This is a genomic window from Bradyrhizobium elkanii WSM2783 (genome assembly GCF_000472865.1).
Classification (GTDB): domain Bacteria; phylum Pseudomonadota; class Alphaproteobacteria; order Rhizobiales; family Xanthobacteraceae; genus Bradyrhizobium; species Bradyrhizobium elkanii_A.
The window spans coordinates 50138-67468 of record NZ_AXAP01000044.1; the positions used below are offsets into that span (position 1 = coordinate 50138).

General features: G+C 63.4%; 13 protein-coding genes and 1 pseudogene. 6 read left to right on the forward strand and 8 right to left on the reverse strand.

The annotated features are described in order from the left end of the window. The first annotated feature begins 38 nt into the window (after positions 1-38). A complete protein-coding gene (locus YY7_RS0130660) occupies positions 39-1844 on the forward strand; it encodes a glycoside hydrolase family 15 protein (RefSeq protein WP_028166569.1) in 1806 nt (601 codons plus the stop codon). A gap of 78 nt (positions 1845-1922) precedes the next feature. Then, positions 1923-2918, forward strand: a complete 996-nt coding sequence (locus tag YY7_RS0130665) for a L,D-transpeptidase family protein (protein ID WP_028166570.1) — start codon at positions 1923-1925, stop codon at positions 2916-2918. Between the two features lie 22 nt (positions 2919-2940). Here the strand turns inward: YY7_RS0130665 and YY7_RS0130670 are convergent, their stop codons facing one another. The 8 genes and pseudogenes from YY7_RS0130670 to YY7_RS63575 form a co-directional block, all read right to left on the reverse strand. Then, on the reverse strand, positions 2941-3753 hold the full coding sequence (locus YY7_RS0130670) for a Cof-type HAD-IIB family hydrolase (RefSeq protein ID WP_028166571.1): 813 nt from the start codon (positions 3751-3753) through the stop codon (positions 2941-2943). Between the two features lie 4 nt (positions 3754-3757). Then, on the reverse strand, positions 3758-4234 hold the full coding sequence (locus tag YY7_RS0130675; protein ID WP_051397014.1) for a gluconokinase: 477 nt from the start codon (positions 4232-4234) through the stop codon (positions 3758-3760). 28 nt (positions 4235-4262) lie between these two features. Continuing rightward, positions 4263-5006 carry a 6-phosphogluconolactonase gene (gene pgl, locus YY7_RS0130680; protein WP_028166573.1) on the reverse strand — a complete coding sequence of 248 codons (744 nt, stop codon included), beginning with the start codon at positions 5004-5006 and terminating at the stop codon, positions 4263-4265. A gap of 2 nt (positions 5007-5008) precedes the next feature. Next, the gene (zwf, locus tag YY7_RS0130685) at positions 5009-6520 is read right to left on the reverse strand and encodes a glucose-6-phosphate dehydrogenase (RefSeq protein WP_028166574.1); all 1512 of its coding nucleotides are present in this window, start codon (positions 6518-6520) and stop codon (positions 5009-5011) included. Between the two features lie 10 nt (positions 6521-6530). Beyond that, complete coding sequence (gene gnd, locus YY7_RS0130690; protein WP_028166575.1) at positions 6531-7523, reverse strand: phosphogluconate dehydrogenase (NAD(+)-dependent, decarboxylating); 993 nt, start codon at positions 7521-7523, stop codon at positions 6531-6533. Positions 7524-7588: 65 nt separating this feature from the next. Then, positions 7589-10435 (reverse strand): bifunctional transaldolase/phosoglucose isomerase, encoded by a 2847-nt coding sequence (locus tag YY7_RS0130695; protein ID WP_028166576.1) that lies wholly within the window; start codon positions 10433-10435, stop codon positions 7589-7591. A 211-nt stretch (positions 10436-10646) separates the two neighbouring features. Then, a complete protein-coding gene (locus YY7_RS0130700) occupies positions 10647-11093 on the reverse strand; it encodes a DsrE family protein (RefSeq protein ID WP_028166577.1) in 447 nt (148 codons plus the stop codon). A gap of 60 nt (positions 11094-11153) precedes the next feature. Continuing rightward, positions 11154-11773 (reverse strand): annotated as a pseudogene (locus YY7_RS63575) (hypothetical protein). A 485-nt stretch (positions 11774-12258) separates the two neighbouring features. On the opposite strand from YY7_RS63575, the gene YY7_RS0130715 reads away from it, so the two are divergent. From YY7_RS0130715 to YY7_RS58645, 4 genes are all read left to right on the forward strand, one after another. Next, the gene (locus tag YY7_RS0130715) at positions 12259-14202 is read left to right on the forward strand and encodes a PrkA family serine protein kinase (RefSeq protein ID WP_028166580.1); all 1944 of its coding nucleotides are present in this window, start codon (positions 12259-12261) and stop codon (positions 14200-14202) included. A 19-nt stretch (positions 14203-14221) separates the two neighbouring features. Further along, positions 14222-15493: a YeaH/YhbH family protein gene (locus YY7_RS0130720; protein WP_035691318.1), complete on the forward strand. Its 1272-nt coding sequence runs from the start codon at positions 14222-14224 to the stop codon at positions 15491-15493. Beyond that, positions 15490-17034 carry a SpoVR family protein gene (locus YY7_RS0130725; protein ID WP_028166582.1) on the forward strand — a complete coding sequence of 515 codons (1545 nt, stop codon included), beginning with the start codon at positions 15490-15492 and terminating at the stop codon, positions 17032-17034. Before YY7_RS0130720 ends, YY7_RS0130725 begins: the two co-directional genes overlap by 4 nt. A 155-nt stretch (positions 17035-17189) precedes the next feature. Continuing rightward, positions 17190-17331, forward strand: a 142-nt coding sequence (locus YY7_RS58645) for a DUF4372 domain-containing protein (protein ID WP_155255381.1), incomplete at its 3' end; no start/stop codon positions are given.

The window sequence follows — 17331 nt, forward strand, 5'->3', positions numbered from 1 at the left end:
GGAGATCATGCTCAAACAAGAGAGGAGCAGTCGCCACCGTGTCTTGCAGGATCGAGGATTACGGACTGATCGGCGATTGTGAGACGGCGGCGCTTGTCGGCCGCGACGGATCGATCGACTGGCTGTGCTGGCCCGCCTTCGATTGCGATGCCTGTTTCGCGGCGCTGCTCGGCAACAACAGGCATGGCCGCTGGTTGATCGCGCCAGCTGGGACCATCATCAAGACGTCCCGCCGTTACCGCGACAACACGCTGATCCTGGAGACGCGGTTCGAGACCGAAAGCGGCGTCGTCGAGCTGATCGATTTCATGCCGCCGCGCGGCAATGCGTCCGACGTCGTCCGGCTGGTGCATGGCGTGAAGGGCACCGTCGCCTTGCGGATGGAGCTGATCATCCGTTTCGGCTTGGGCGCGGATATTCCCTGGGTCAAGAAGAGCGAGGACGGATCGGCGCTGCTGGCGATCGCGGGGCAGGACATGATCGTGCTCCGCTCGCCGGTCGAGACCCACGGACATAACATGACCACGGTGGCCGAATTCACGGTCGGCGAAGGCGAGAGCTTGCCTTTCGTGATGACCTATGGACCCTCGCATCTGCCGGTTCCCGGGCCGATCGATCCCGCCCAAGCCTTGCAGGACACCGAAGCGTTCTGGACCGAATGGTCGAGCCGCTGCACCTATGAGGGGTTTGGTCGCAACCTCGTACTGCGCTCGCTGATCACGCTGAAGGCACTGACCTTCGCGCCGACCGGCGGCATCGTCGCGGCGCCCACGACCTCGCTGCCGGAAAAACTCGGCGGCCAGCGTAACTGGGACTACCGCTACTGCTGGCTGCGGGATGCGACCTTCACGCTGCTGGCGCTGATGAACTCGGGCTACACCGAGGAAGCGCTGGCCTGGCACAATTGGTTGTTGCGCGCGGCCGCGGGGGCGCCGGCCAACATGCAGATCATGTACGGCATCATGGGCCAGCGGCGGCTTCTGGAGTGGGAAGCGGTCTGGCTGCCCGGCTATGAGGGCGCGCAGCCGGTGCGCATCGGCAACGCCGCGCATGCGCAGTTGCAGCTCGACGTCTACGGCGAATTGATCGACGCCTTCCACCAGGCGCGCGTCGCGAAGTTGCAGCTCGACGATGCGAGCTGGTCGCTGGAATGCGCTGTGCTCGAACACCTTGCGGAAGAATGGGACCGACCGGACCACGGAATCTGGGAACGTCGTGGCGCGGGCAAGCACTATGTCTTTTCGAAGGTGATGACCTGGGTCGCCTTCGACCGCGGCATCAAGAGTGTCGAACAATTCGGCCTCAAGGCGCCGCTCGACAAATGGCGGATGCTGCGCGAGACAATCCACCGCGACATCTGCGCCAGGGGATTCGACCCCGAGCTCAATTCGTTCGTCGAATCCTATGGTTCGACACTGCTTGACGCCAGCCTGCTGCTGCTGCCGGCGGTCGGGTTCCTGCCGCCGACCGATCCGCGAATCCTCGGCACCTTGGCCGCGACCGAGCAACACCTGATCCGCGACGGCTTCGTGATGCGGCACGACCCGCGCGAAGTCTCCGAGGAGAAGCAGCCGATCGAAGGCGCCTTCCTCGCCTGCACGCTTTGGCTTGCCGACGCCTATGTGCTCGCGGGCGAGGTCGGGAAGGCGCAAACGCTGTTCGATCGCGTGATCGCGCTTGCCAATGACCTCGGCCTGCTCGCCGAAGAGTACGACGCCGTCGCCGGCCGCCAGACCGGCAATTTCCCGCAGGCGCTGACTCATATCGCGCTGATCAACACCGCGCACAATCTCAGCGACGCCAAGCGGGCGGCCGAGAAGCCGGCCGTGCAGCGGTCGAAATAGCCTGCCGCCCGGACCCGCGCGAAGGAACCGGCGGGGTCAACGATCATTGTCTGCAAATATCTGGTTGGAGGATCGGCAATGGCTCGCCTGTTCGCCGCAGCGCTGCTTGCATGTCTGATGTCGGGGCAGGCATTCGCTGCCGGCCTTGATGCCGCGGCGATCAACAAGGCCGGGTACCGGGCTCGCCCCGCGTCCGAGGAAAAGGCCGACGCGACAATCATCAAGGCCCAGGTGCTGCTCGAGCGCGCGCTGTTCTCGCCCGGAGAGATCGACGGCAAGTTTGCCGAGAATACGCGCAAGGCGCTACAGGCGTTCGCGGAAGCTAAGGGCCTGACGTTCCAAAAGACGCTCACCCCGGAGATCTGGGCAAAGCTGAACGAGACTGCCCAAGGCGACATCATCACGAGCTACACGATCTCCGAAAAGGATGTGAAAGGACCGTTTATCAGGAGCATTCCCGCCAAGTTGGAGGCGATGAAATCGCTGCCGGCGCTCGGCTACAAGAATGCGCGCGAGGCGCTTGCGGAGAAATTCCACATGAGCGAGGGGCTGCTGGCCCAGCTCAACCCCGGCAAGAAGTTCGACCGCGCCGGCGAGACCATTCTTGTCGTCAACGGTCGCGATCCCCAGCTGAAGCTGAACGTGGCGCGGATCGAGGTCGACAAGTCGCGGCAGACCGTCAAGGCCTTCGACGGCGGCGGCGCGCTGGTCGCCTTCTTTCCGGCAACCGTCGGCAGCGAGGACAAGCCGACGCCGAGCGGCACGCTCAAGGTGATCTCGTCCGACGCCAATCCCTTCTACCGCTACAACCCGGCGTACAAGTTCAAGGGCGTGCACGCCAAGCGGCCGTTCGTCATCAAGCCCGGCCCGAACAATCCGGTCGGGCTATATTGGATCGGGCTTTCAGGGGAGGGTTACGGAATCCATGGTTCGCCTGAACCATCGAAGATCAGCAAATCGGAATCCCACGGCTGCGTCCGTCTGACCAACTGGGACGCAACGCTGCTTGGGACGAGCGTCAAGAAAGAGACGCCGGTGGATTTTGTCGAGGGCGCGGGGAGCAAGGAGAGCTGACGGGACGGCGGTGCATTCGCCGTCACGCGGTCTCGTTATAGTTCAGCACCATCTCGATCGCCTTGGCGAAGCCGTCATGCTCGTTGCTGTCGGTTACGAACTTCGCCTGGCTCTTGACCTCGTCGCTGGCGTTGCCCATCGCGAACTGAACGCCGCTCCTCGCAAACATCGGCAAATCGTTGCGCATGTCGCCGATGGTTGCCACCGCCTCGGTCGGAATGCCCAATCGTTTTGCCATTGCCTCGACAAAGGTGCCCTTGTCGTGGCCGGGCGGGGTGACGTCGAGATAATAGGTTTGCGAGCGGACGGCGGTCGCCTCGGTGCCGACGGCCTCTTGCATCGAGCTTTCGCAGCGCGCGAGCAGCGGGGCGTCGGAAGAGGCGCCGACGATCTTGCAGGCCTGGTCGAGATAGGGCGTGAAATCCGTCACGATGGTCGCCTCGTGCCTGATGGTGTGCCGCTCGTGCGCGACATATTCGCCGTCGAGATTGGCCGTCAGCCAGCGGTCGTTGGTGAACAGCCAGATGTCGACGCCGAATTCGCGGAGCAGATCGATGGCCCGCCGCGCGGTCGCCGGCGGGATCAGGTGCTGCTCGATCGGCTTAAGCTGCGGATCGATGATCGAGCTGCCGTTGAAGGCACCGACCGGCAGCGTGATCGCCAGCGGCTCGATCAAAAATCCCATGCCGATCGAGGGGCGGCTGGAGACGATGGTGAAGCCGATACCCGCCGCATGCAGCTTGTGGGCGGCGGCTCGCGCGGCGTCGGTCAAAACCTTGTCCTTGGTCAGCAGCGTACCGTCGACGTCGGAAACGAGCAGGGCGATGCGGGTCATGGGGCTACTTCATTTGGCGGATGATGGCGTCGACGATGGTCTCGATCGTCGCGTCGATCGAGACGGTGATCGGGTGTTCGCTCAGGGCCGGCGGCTCCAGGGTCTGGAACTGGCTGGCGAGGAGGCCCGGCGGCATGAAATGGCCCTTGCGATGGGCGAGCCGGCTCGCGATTAGCGCCTCGGTCCCGTCGAGGAAGACGATGCCGACGTCACTGCGTCCATGCAGGAGGATGTCGCGGTAGGCGCGCTTCAGCGCCGAGCAGGCGACCACCAGGCGCTCGCCGGCCTTGCAGACGCGGTCGATCTCATCGGCGATTGCCTGCAGCCAGGGGCGGCGATCGTCATCGGTGAGCGGCTGGCCTGCGCTCATTTTCGCGACATTGCTTGCGGGGTGAAAGCGATCACCGTCCTCGAAACGCCAGCCGAGCCGCCCCGCGAGCGTCTCGCCGATCGTGCTCTTGCCTGAGCCGGAGACGCCCATCACGACGAGGGCGCAGAGGGTTGCCGGATCAGCCACTAAAATTCTCCGGCCGCGCCGCCTCGTCGATCAACCAGACCGTCTCGCCAATCGATTGCGCGCGGTTCGCCGGCAGGTTCTCGCCGGCGAAGACGCGGGTCAGGATTGCGCGCTTCTCCTTGCCCGCGGCCTCGAACAGCATTTCGCGGCAGCAAGCCAGCGTCGGCAGGGTCAGGCTGACGCGCGGCACGAACGGTTCGACATTGGCCTTGGGCACGCCGACCGCCCAATGGTCGATCACCTCGATCGCTGGGTAGTTCGGAAACAGCGAGGCGGTGTGTCCATCCGGCCCGACACCCATCAGCACCAGATCGAACAGCGGACGGGCGGCGTCCAGATCTTCCGCGCCGTAGAACGATTTCAGCTCGCGCGCATAGCGCTCCGCCGCTTCATCGGGGCTGGCGGCATAGGTCGGGATCGGATGGATGTGGGGGGCGGGCGCGTAGCGATCCAGGAATGTCGCGCGCGCCATCGCCATGTTGTTCCTGGGATCGTCAGGCGGCACGAAGCGCTCGTCGCCGATGAACCAGTGCACGCGGTCCCACGGGATCCTGGCGCGGTACGGCTCGGTCGCAAGCAACCGGTAGAGCGCTTTCGGGCTCGATCCGCCGGTCAGGCAGATCGCGATCCGGCCGCTGTTCGTGGCCATCCGCGCCAGCACGCGTTCGGCTGCGGCGTTCGCCAGCGCTGCGGGATCGGCGACGGTGGTGATCTGGCGGCGGCCGACGGCGGTCATGGTCAGCCGAGCTTTCGCCAGCTACGGCCGTCGCGGGTCAGAAGCGCGTTGGCGGCCTCAGGACCCTCGCAGCCGGCCTTGTAGGGCTGCAGGCCGGCGCCGCCAGCCTTCTTCCAGGCATCGAGGAAGGGTTGCACGGCCTGCCAGCCGGCCTCGACGCTGTCGGCGCGCTGGAACAGGATGTTGTCGCCGATCATGCAGTCATAGATCAGCGTCTCATAGCCGGTGGACGGCTCGGCCTTGAAGTAATCCTTGTAGCGGAACTTCATCTCGACGCCGTCGATGTTGATGGTCGGGCCGGGAACCTTGGTGTTGAACTGCAGCTCGATGCCCTCGGTCGGCTCGGTCGAGATCACGAGGTAGTTCTGCGAGAGCTGGTCGATCGGCGTGTCGCGGAACATTGCGAACGGCGCCTGCTTGAACTTGATGGCGATCTCGGTGCGCTTGGCGGCTAGGGCCTTGCCGGTGCGCAGATAGAACGGCACGCCGGCCCAGCGCCAATTGTCGATGATCAGCTTGAGCGCGGCATAGGTCTCGGTGGCGCTGCCGGGCTTGACGTCCGTGGTCTTGCAATAGTCCTCGATCACGGTGTCGCCGATCTTGCCGCCGCGATACTGCCCCCGCACCGAATTGTGCAGCGCTTCCTCTTCGCTCTGGATCTGGATCGCGGCCAGCACATTGGCCTTCTCGGTGCGCACCGAATGCGCGTCAAAGCGGATCGGCGGCTCCATTGCGACCAGCGACATCAGTTGGAACAGATGGTTCGGCACCATGTCGCGCAGCGCGCCAGTCGAATCATAGAAGCTGCCGCGATGGCCGACGCCGAGCTTCTCATCGACGGTGATCTGCACATGATCGATATGGTTGCGATTCCAGATCGGCTCGAACATGCCGTTGGCAAAGCGCAGCACCAGGATGTTCTGGACGGTTTCCTTGCCGAGGTAGTGATCGATCCGGTAGATCTGATGCTCGTCGACCAGCTTCAGCAACTCGGTATTGAGGTGCCTTGCCGAGTCAAGGTCTGTACCGAACGGCTTTTCGATCACGATCCGCCGCCAATAGCCGTTTTCGGCCAGCATGCCCGTGCGGGCTAATTGCTTGGTGATCGGCAGGAAGGCGCCCGGCGGAGTGGCCAAATAGAACAGCCGGTTGCCGCCGGTGCCGCGCGCCGCTTCCCGTTCCTTGAGTTCGCTCGCCATCCTGTCGAAGGAGGCGGGATCCTTCGGGTCGGCTTCGACCGCGGTCACGCATTCGAAGAGGCGTTTGGCGACGGTCTCATCCACCGGACGGGTCGCGAACTGGCGCAATCCCTTCATCAGGCTCGCGTTCAATTCCTCGTTCGACATGCCGCCGCGGGCGACGCCGACGATGCAGAATCTGTCGGGCAACAGATTGGTCGCGGCGAGATTATAGAGGGCAGGGATCACCAGCCGGTGCGCGAGGTCGCCTGTGACGCCGAAGATGATGAAGGAGCAAGGGTCGGGTTTCTTTTGCGCGTGACCGTTCGTCATCATTAGGCCTTCCCTAGCTCTTCTTCGCGCTTTGTGGCGGCTCCCGGTGGCCGCCGAAACCGGCGCGCATGGCGGAGAGGATCTTCTCGGCGAAGGTGTGGTCCTTGCGCGAGCGGAAGCGGGCAAACAGCGCCGCCGTCAGCACTTCCGCGGGCACCGCCTCGTCGATCGCGGCATTGACGGTCCAGCGGCCTTCGCCGGAATCCTCGACGAAGCCGGAATAATTATCGAGGGTGGCGTTCTCGGCGAGCGCGATGGCGGTGAGATCGAGCAGCCAGGACGGGATCACGCTGCCGCGGCGCCAGACCTCGGCTATATCGGCGATCTCGAGATCGAAGCGGTGATCCGGCGGGAGCGCCTCGCTGCTCGCATTCTTGAGGATGTCGAAGCCCTCGGCATAGGCCTGCATCAGGCCGTATTCGATGCCGTTATGGATCATCTTGACGAAATGCCCGGCGCCGACCGGGCCGGCATGGATGTAGCCCTGCTCGATACGGGGATCGCGGCCCTCGCGGTGCGGCGTGCGCGGAATGTCGCCGAGGCCGGGTGCAAGCGCGCTGAAGATCGGGTCGAGCCGGTCGACGACGGATTTCTCGCCGCCGATCATCATGCAGTAGCCGCGCTCGATGCCCCAGATGCCGCCGGAGGTGCCGACGTCGACATAGTTCAGGCCGCGCTCCTTCAGCGCCTTGCCGCGGCGGACGTCGTCCTGCCAGAACGTGTTGCCGCCGTCGATGATGGTATCGCCCGGCTGCATCAGCTTGGACAGCGCCTCGATTGTCGCCTCGGTGATCTTGCCGGCCGGCAGCATCACCCAGGCGGTGCGCGGCTGCTCCAGCTTGAGCACGAATTCCTCTAGCGAGGCGGAGCCTAAGGCATCGTCGGCGGCGAGCGCGGCGACCGCCTTCGGATCCTTGTCGTAGACCACGGCGGTATGGCCGTGGGCCATCAGCCGGCGGACGATGTTGCCACCCATCCGCCCCAAGCCGATCATGCCGAGCTGCATGTTCTCATGTCCTTGACTGTTGCGCGTGATCCGAGAACCGGTGTCCGGTTTTTCGGGACCATGCTCTAGTTGAGGGCTTCGTTAAGTGCGGCGTCCAGCGTGGCTAGCGCCGGGCCGAGTCCGCCCTTGAGATGGACGCGCAGCGCGCGCCGGCCGCGTTCGGTCAAGACGTCGAAATCGCCGCGCGCCTGCGCCGCCTTGATGACGCCGAAGCTCGCCTTCCGGCCTGGCACCGGCAGGTCCGCAGCATCATCGGCGGTGATCTGCAGGAACACGCCGCTGTCGGGGCCGCCCTTGTAGGCCTGGCCGGTCGAGTGCAGGAAGCGCGGTCCGAACTCGGCGCAGGTGGCGAGATGCTTGCCGTCGCGCACGGCAAGCCGCATTTTTTGCAGCGCGTCGATGAACGCTTTGTCGCGTTCGATATAGGCGAGCAGGGCGACATAGTCGCCGCGGTGCGAGCGCGACAAATGCGCCTTGAGCCATGAGCCGAGAGTGCCGTCGGCGCCGGCCTTGCGCAGCTCGGCGGCGTTGTGGGCGTCAGTGTAGAGGTCGGCCTCGGCGGTGGAGACCACCGGCTGTTCGGCTGGCAGTGATCCGGTCTTTTCGAAGGCTGCGGTCAATTCGCGCGTCTTGATCTTGGCCGCCTCGACATCCGGCTGGTTGAACGGGTTGATGCCGAGCACCGAGCCTGCGACCGCCGTCGCGATCTCGAAGCGGAAGAACTCCTGGCCGATATGGTCGGTCGACGGCAGCACGATGCGGGCCACGGGATGGCCGGCCTGCTCCAGCGCGTCCAGCCGGGCGTCATGCTCGGCGTCGTCCTCGCCCTCGGTGCGGAGGTCGATGAAGAAGCGGTCGTCGCCGTAGGCAGCCGGCTCGGCCAGCGTCTCGCCGTCAATTGGGATCAGGCCCTTGCCGTCCTTGCCGGTGGATTCCGCGATCAACTGCTCGGCCCAGGCGCCGAAATCGGCAATCTTCCTGGACGAGGTGATCGTCACCTTGTCGCGGCCTTCGAGGCCGGCGAGCCCCATCGCGAGCCCGAGCTGCACGCCCGGGTTCTCGTGCGGCGGCACGTCGGCGCCGCAGGAGCGCACCATCGACAGCGTATGCTTGATCAGGCTGCGGACATTGATGCCGGCGGCTGCCGCCGGCACCAGGCCGAAGGGGGAGAGCACCGAGTAGCGGCCGCCGATCGTGGGCTCGCCGTAGAAGATGCGGGCAAAACCCTGCCGCTTCGCCGTCTTCTCCAGCGACGAGCCGGGATCGGTCACTGCGATGAAGCGGTGGCCGGCCTTGGCGGCGCCGATCGTCTTGGAGACGCGGTCGAAGAAATAGTCCTTCATCACGTTCGGCTCGGTGGTGCCGCCGGATTTGCTGGAGACGATGAACAGCGTCTTCGAGATATCGACCGCTGCTTCCATCGCCCGCACCTGCGCCGGGTCGGTGGAATCGAGCACGTGCAGCTTGGGGAAGCCGCTCTTGTTGGCGAAGGTCTCCGCCAGCACCTCCGGCCCCAGGCTGGAGCCGCCCATGCCGAGCACGACCGCGTCGGTGAATTTCTGGCCCTTCACGCGCTCGGCGAAATCCTCGTAGTCGGCGATGTCGGCCTTCGCCGGGCTGGTCAGCCAGCCCAGCCATTTGTCCTCATCCTCGCCGGTCCAGACCGATTTGTCCTTCTGCCAAAGCCGGCGGACCTTGGCCGAGGCACGCCATTCCTCGGTATTCTCTTCGATTGCCTTGGCAAGCTCGCCGCCGACCTTGAGCTTCTGGCCGTCGATGCCGGTGCCGAGCGAGGTGGCGCGCTTGAACGCCACGGCGCCATAGAGCTTGTCGGCGGCATCGGCGAACAGCCTGACGCCGTCCTTGACCAGTTCGGCGGTGATCGCGTCCAGCGAGATCCCGGATTTTTCCAGTTCATCGAGCACGCGCCGCGCGTCCTCGATGTTCTCCTCGAGGCTGTCGCGCACCTTGCCATGGTCGCGGAAGGCGTCGAGCGTTGCCGGCGGCACGGTGTTGACCGTGTCAGGGCCGATCAGCTCCTCGACGTACAGGACGTCGCTGTAGTCCTTGTTCTTGGTGCCGGTCGAGGCCCACAGCAGCCGCTGCGGCTTTGCCCCCTTAGCCGCCAGCTTGTCCCAGCGCGGACCGGCGAAGATCCGCTTGTAATCCTGGTACGCCAGCTTGGCGTTGGCGATCGCGACCTTGCCCTTCAGCGACGCCAGCCGCTCCTTCTCGGTGGGATCGTTGGCCTTCGCGATCTTGTCGTCGAGCTGCTTGTCGACGGCGGTGTCGATGCGGCTGACGAAGAAGCTCGCCACGCTTGCAATGTGCGAGGGGTCGCCGCCGCCGGCGACGTACTTCTCCAGGCCCTTCAGATAGGCCTCGGCGACCTCGAGATAGACCTTTTGCGAGAACAGGAGCGTGATGTTGATGCTGATGCCTTCGCCGATCAGGTGCTCGATCGCGGGCAGGCCTTCCGGCGTCGCCGGCACCTTCACCATCAGGTTCTTGCGCCGAACCTCCTTCCAGAGCCGCCGCGCTTCGGCGATGGTGCCCCTGGTGTCCATCGCCAGATAGGGCGACACTTCGAGGCTGACGAAGCCGTCCTTGCCGTCGAGCTGGTCATAGACCGGACGCAGCACGTCGGCGGCGTGCTGGATGTCCGTGATGGCGAGATGCTCGAACAGTTCGGCGACCGGGCGATCGCCCTTCTTCAGCGCATGGCCGATCGCCCCGTCATATTCGTCCGAGCTGCCGATCGCCTTCTCGAAGATCGAGGGGTTGGAGGTGACGCCTTTGACGCCGTCCTCGTCGATCAGCTGCTTGAGGTCGCCTTTGGCGACGAAGCCGCGGGCCAGGAAGTCCAGCCAAACCGATTGGCCGTGGTTTTCGAGTGTTTTGACGGGGTTCATGATGCCTGTTTCTGCTCGATCGGGTCGGTGGACGGGTTCCCCAGCAGCTTTCTGGGGCGAGACCGGATTGTCAACACGGGGCGGAAAGGGCTGCCAAAAATGAATATGCGCATCAAAAAGAGACAACTCCACCCTGACAGGTTCGATCCCTCGGATTTGATCCGATGCAACCGCGAACTCTGAACAATTTTATGACGGTGCAGTGCACTGTTCACGGCCTGAGATACAGGAAGCCCCGCGACTGCAGCTCGGCGAGGCGGACGACGCCGCCCTCGTCGGCGACCACGAAGCCGGGGAGGAGCTCCTTCAGGCTGACATTCTGCGATTTCATGGTGTTGCCGCAGGCGGCAAGCTCGACGCCATCCCTGGAAAACTGCTGGACGCGCCGCGACAGGTCGGGATTGGCGGAGGCTGCGTGGAACGCGCGCAGCGCCGGCCCGTGGACTACGAGGGCAATGGTCACATTCTCGGGTCCGCCGACGCCGTCGAAATGGTTCTGGATGTTGCCGAGCACAAAGTCGACCTTTTCGAGGTCGCTCAGGTGATAGACTACCTTGAGGTTGGCGGGAGGAGATGCCTCGGTGACGGCGTGGGCGCGTGAGCCGGCTAGGGCGCCTAAAGTCGTAAGCGCGCCGGCTAAGATGCTGCGGCGATGCATGGCACCCTCCCTCAATTGAGTTGGCTGGCCGACGAGCGTATTATCCACTTCGCGAGCGTATCATTTGTGCCTGATGGCGGCGAGTTCCCGGCGGTCGGTCACAAGCTCGGCACATTCTTCCGCGTCTGCGCGATCGACGCGAAAGATCTTGTCGTCCGCGCCGGCGACGAGCGCGCCTTCGGCCTCTTGGTCCGGCTTGTTGCGATTCCAAGTCCTGATCCGCTCAAGGCGGATGATGGTGGACTTGTCGTCTTTCGACAATGCCACATTGATACCGCCACCTTCACAATCGACGCCGCAATCGAAACGGATTTCATTGCTCGCGTCCTCTGTGACAACATGGCCTCAAAAGCCGCTGGAGTCGAAATTGCCGGTGCGGTGACGGTACTTAATTCCAAGGCGGAAGGAGTGGCTGGTGGTTTTTTCCTCCCGCGCGTTCTCCGCCGTCACCAATAATTTCATCGCGCTCACTTTCTGCTTCGGACGTTGCGCCAGATGATTGGCGTCATAACCGCGCACGAAGCAGGCGTAGGTCTTTCGGCGAGGGGGCCTGCGAATATCCTCTTGTCGAAAGCTGCGGTCTTGGCGCCGTCGACGCCATCTTCGGCGCGACTGTGGCCAATTCCCGCGAGCATTGCGGCTGCGACAACAAGATGAACGGAGAATAAAATACGCTTCATGATCTGTTCAGCGAACGCAAGCGATCTATATGAAATGATAAGCGCCACCTCGACTGGCGCGGCGACGACGCTGCGTCACGATGTGCTGGCGGGTTGGACTTAGTCGCGGCAGAAGCCGGATGCGTTCAAACCTGTGGCAGTTCGTAGGCGTGAAGGAGCAGCGCGATGGCAGCGAAAGGCAGTCAGAACGGCATTTGCGGATGGCAGGGAAGCCTGGTCTTTGTCGGTCCTCCGGCGTGCATTCCGGTAAAATCACGGATGTGGCGGACCAGCTACATGGCCAAGAAAGTAAATGACAAATCGCGTTTTTGATGAACTATTAGGCTGGCTGCTTGTTGATAAGGCAGCTGCTGCTTGCGCCGCGCATTGCGGAAGGGAGGCTGGCGAGTGTCCAATAGATCCAGCATGCCGACCGTGATTCGAGGAACGTTTCGGCGAACCGGCTCGTTCTCGTAAGGCGGCGCAACATATCGTGGAGAGGGATCATGTACAACGATTCTCTGTTCAACGCTTTCGCTAGGTCGTTCGAGGCTCGAAGCCAGAGCGATATGTCGATGGCGGAATATCTCGAGTCGTGTCGAACTGATCCGATGCGATATGCGAATGCAGCAGAACGACTATTGGCCGCGATCGGCGAGCCGCAGATGATCGACACGGCCAAGGACCCTCGCCTTGGCCGTATCTTTATGAACCGCACGATGCGCACCTATCCGGCGTTCGCTGGCTTCTACGGCATGGAAGACACGATCGAGCGGCTCGTCGGCTTCTTCCGTCACGCCGCGCAAGGCTTGGAAGAGCGCAAGCAGATCCTCTATCTGCTCGGGCCGGTCGGCGGCGGCAAGTCATCGCTCGCCGAGCGGCTCAAGGCGTTGATGGAAGTGCATCCGATCTACGTGCTGAAGGCCGGCGACGAGCTGAGCCCGGTGTTCGAAAGCCCGCTCAGCCTGTTCGATCCGGATCAGCTCGGGCCGATGCTGGAGGAGAAGTACGGCATTCCGCAGCGGCGCCTCACCGGGCTGATGAGCCCGTGGTGCTACAAGCGGCTCGAGGCCTTTGGCGGTGATATCTCGCAATTCCGCGTCGCCAAGATCCAGCCGTCACGGCTGCGGCAGATCGCGGTCGCCAAGACCGAACCCGGCGACGAGAACAACCAGGACATCTCCTCGCTGGTCGGCAAGGTCGATATCCGCAAGCTCGAGACCTACGCGCAGAACGATCCCGACGCGTACAGCTATTCGGGCGGACTCAATCGCGCCAACCAGGGCATCCTCGAATTCGTCGAGATGTTCAAGGCGCCGATCAAGATGCTGCACCCGTTGCTCACGGCGACGCAGGAAGGCAACTATATCGGCACCGAGAATATCGGCGCGATCCCGTTCGGCGGCATCATCCTCGCGCACTCCAACGAGGCGGAATGGCAGAGCTTCAAGGCCAACAAGAACAATGAGGCCTTCATCGACCGCATCTGCGTCATCAAGGTGCCCTACTGCCTGCGGGTCACCGAGGAGCAGAAGATCTACGAGAAGTTGATCCAGGGCTCCGAGCTTGCCAGCGCACCTTGCGCGCCGGCGACGCTGGAGACCTTGGCGCGCTTCTCGGTGATGTCGCGCCTGCGCAAGCACGAGAACTCGACGCTGTTCGCCAAGATGCGGGTCTATGACGGCGAGAGCCTGAAGGAATCCGATCCAAAGGCGCGCAGCGTCCTGGAATATCGCGATGCCGCCGGTGTTGACGAAGGCATGGACGGCGTCTCGACGCGCTTCGCGTTCAAGGTGCTCGCCGCCACCTTCAACCACGACACGACAGAGGTCGGGGCCGATGCCGTGCACCTGATGTATGTGCTCGAGCATTCGATCCGCCGCGAGCAGCTGCCCGAGGAGGTCGAGAAGCGCTATCTCGAATTCATCAAGGCCGATCTCGCCCCGCGTTACGCGGAGTTCATCGGCAACGAGATCCAGAAGGCCTATCTCGAATCCTATTCGGATTACGGCCAGAACCTGTTCGATCGCTACGTCGATTACGCCGACGCCTGGATTGAGGATCAGGACTTCAAGGATCCCGACACCGGCCAGTTGCTCAACCGCGAGCTTCTGAACCAGGAGCTGACCAAGATCGAGAAGCCCGCCGGCATCGCCAACCCGAAGGACTTCCGCAACGAGGTCGTCAAATTCTCGCTGCGGTCGCGGGCGCATAATGGCGGCAAGAACCCGAACTGGACCTCCTACGAGAAGGTTCGCGACGTCATCGAGAAGCGGATCTTCTCGCAGGTCGAGGATCTGCTGCCGGTGATCTCGTTCGGTTCGAAGAAGGACGGCGAGACCGAGAAGAAGCACGACGACTTCGTCGCGCGGATGGTGGAGCGTGGCTACACCGAGCGGCAGGTCCGCCGTCTCGTCGAATGGTATATGCGGGTGAAGCAGGCTGGCTGAGGCGGGATGCGAAGTGACGATGCACATTGTCGATCGGCGCCTGAATCCGGGCGGCAAGAGCCTTGAGAACCGACAGCGGTTCTTGAGGCGCGCAAAGGCCCTGGTTCAGGGAGCAGTCAAGAAGACATCGCAGGACCGGGACATCAAGGATGTGCTGGAAGGCGGTGAGATCACCATACCGCTCGACGGCATGGATGAGCCGCGCTTCCGCCGCGAGGGCGGCACCCGCGACATGGTGCTGCCCGGCAACAAGAAGTTCATCGAAGGCGATATCCTGCCGCGTCCGAACCAGGGCGGTGGCCGCGGAACGGGGCCGGGCGAGGGCGACAGCGAGGACGCGTTCCGCTTCGTCCTGAGCCGCGACGAGTTCGTCAATTTGTTCCTCGACGACCTGGAATTGCCCGACCTCGCCAAGCGCAAGCTGGCGGAGGCGGAGAGTGAAGGCCTGCATCGCGCCGGCTACACCACCTCGGGCTCGCCCGCGAACATCTCCGTGAGCCGCACCGTCAAGCTCGCGCTGGCGCGTCGCGTCGCGCTGCGCCGGCCGCGGCCCGAACAGATCGCCGAGCTCGAGGCGGAGGCGGCGGAGGCCGAGGAGCCGCGACGCTCCGAACTGTTGGCGCAGATCGCGGCGCTGAAGGCCAAGGCCAAACGGATCCCGTTCATCGATCCCATCGATATCCGCTACCGCCGTTTCGAGACTGTGCCGAAGCCGGTGGCGCAAGCCGTGATGTTCTGCCTGATGGACGTCTCAGGCTCGATGTCGGAGCACATGAAGGACCTGGCGAAGCGGTTCTACATGCTGCTCTACGTGTTCCTGAAGCGGCGTTATCGCCACGTCGAGATCGTGTTCATCCGCCACACCGATCGCGCCGAAGAGGTGGACGAGGATACGTTCTTCCATGGCCCCGCTTCCGGCGGCACGCTGGTCTCGAGCGCGCTGCAGGCCATGCACGATATCGTACGCACCCGCTTTCGGCCGGCTGACTGGAACATCTACGCCGCGCAAGCTTCCGACGGCGACAACATGACCTCCGACAGCCTCCTGACCGGACGGCTGCTCACCGAGCAGATCCTCCCGGTCACCCAGTTCTTTGCCTATCTCGAGGTCGGCGAGGCCGCAAACTACACCTTCGACATGCCGGACTCCTCGCTCTGGACCCTTTACGAGCGCCTGCGCAACGAGGGCGCGCCGCTGGCGATGCGCAAGGTGAGCGAGCGCAGCGAGATCTTCCCGGTGTTCCAGGACCTGTTCAAGCGTCGCGGCAAGCAGGAGAAGGCCACGCCATGACGAAGACAGGTGAGCGGCTGTTCGACGGCGCCGACTGGGATTTCCGCACGCTGCAGCGCGTCCACGATGCCTGCGAGGAGATCGCGAAATCGGAGCTCGGTCTCGACGTCTATCCCAACCAGATCGAGGTCATCACCGCCGAGCAGATGCTGGACGCCTATTCGTCGGTCGGCATGCCCCTGTTCTACAAACACTGGTCGTTCGGCAAACACTTCGCCTTTCAGGAAGCGTCCTACCGCAAAGGATATATGGGACTGGCGTACGAGATCGTGATCAACTCCTCGCCGTGCATTTCCTACCTGATGGAGGAAAACACCGCGACCATGCAGACGTTGGTGATCGCGCACGCAGCCTTCGGCCACAACCATTTCTTCAAGAACAACTACCTGTTCAAGCAGTGGACCGATGCCGACGGCATCCTGGACTATCTCGAATTCGCCAAGGGCTATATCTCGCACTGCGAGGATCGCCACGGCCGGCGGGCGGTCGAGCATACGCTCGACGCCGCGCATGCCTTGATGTCGCACGGCATCGATCGCTATCCCGGCAAGAAGAAGCTCGACCTGCGCACCGAGGAGAAACGCGCCGGCGAGCGCCGCGCGCATGAGGAGAGCGCCTTCAACGATCTCTGGCGCACGGTGCCGACGGGACCCGCGAAGACCAGGGCTGCGCTGACCGCGGAGCGCCGCCGCATCCTGCTCGGGCTGCCGCAGGAAAACATCCTGTACTTCCTGGAGAAGACCGCGCCGCGGCTGCAACCCTGGCAGCGCGAAGTGCTGCGCATCGTTCGCCACATCGCGCAGTATTTCTATCCGCAGAGCCAGACCAAGGTGATGAACGAGGGCACCGCCACCTACACCCATTACCGCATCATGAACCGGCTGCACGAACAGGACCGCATTTCCGACGGCAATTTCCTCGAATTCCTGCAGTCGCACACCAACGTCGTGTTCCAGCCGGAATTCGACGATCCCCGCTTTTCCGGCTTCAACCCCTATGCGCTCGGCTTTGCGATGATGCAGGACATCGAGCGGATCGTGACCGAGCCGGAGGACGAGGACCGCGAATGGTTTCCTGACATCGCCGGCAGGGGCGACGTCATGGGCGTGTTGCGCGAGGTCTGGGCCAACTACCGCGATGAGAGCTTCATCGGCCAATTCCTGAGCCCGCGGCTGGTACGGCGCCTGCGCCTGTTCCACCTGCATGACGATCCCGCGGAGACCGCCGGCATCCGCGTCGATGCCATCCATGACGAGCGTGGCTATCGTCGGGTGCGCCGCGAATTGGCGCGGCAATACGATGTCGGATTCATCGATCCCAACATCGAGGTCGTCGATGTCGACCTTGAAGGCGATCGCCGGCTGATGCTGCGCCATACCGTCGTCAAGGGATCGCAACTGGTCGAAACCGATGCGCGTCGCGTGCTGCAGCACCTCGCCGACCTCTGGAGCTACGACGTGGTTCTCACCGAGGTCGACACTCACGACAAGGTGCTGAAGGAATATGTCGTGAGCCCGCGCATCCTGCCCGCAGTGGCGTAGCGCGTCGTTCTCTCTAATCGAGCGGCGAATCCGGTCTCACCTCGCCCCGCTTGCGGCAGGGCTGTCCGGGGAATGAATCGCTATGTCGCAGTGCATGCTCGGCAAAACCGAGGCAAACCGGTCTTTTCTGGTTGTCGAGACACAGAAGGCCGAGCATGCGATTTCGCGGTAGCATTTTTGGGAAGCTCCTTGAACCGATCAGTCGACGGCGGTTTCAGACAGTTGTGGATGGTCTGGACGGGGATGGCTACGACAAGTCCTTCAAGAGCTGGGATCACCTGGTGGCGCTGATCTATG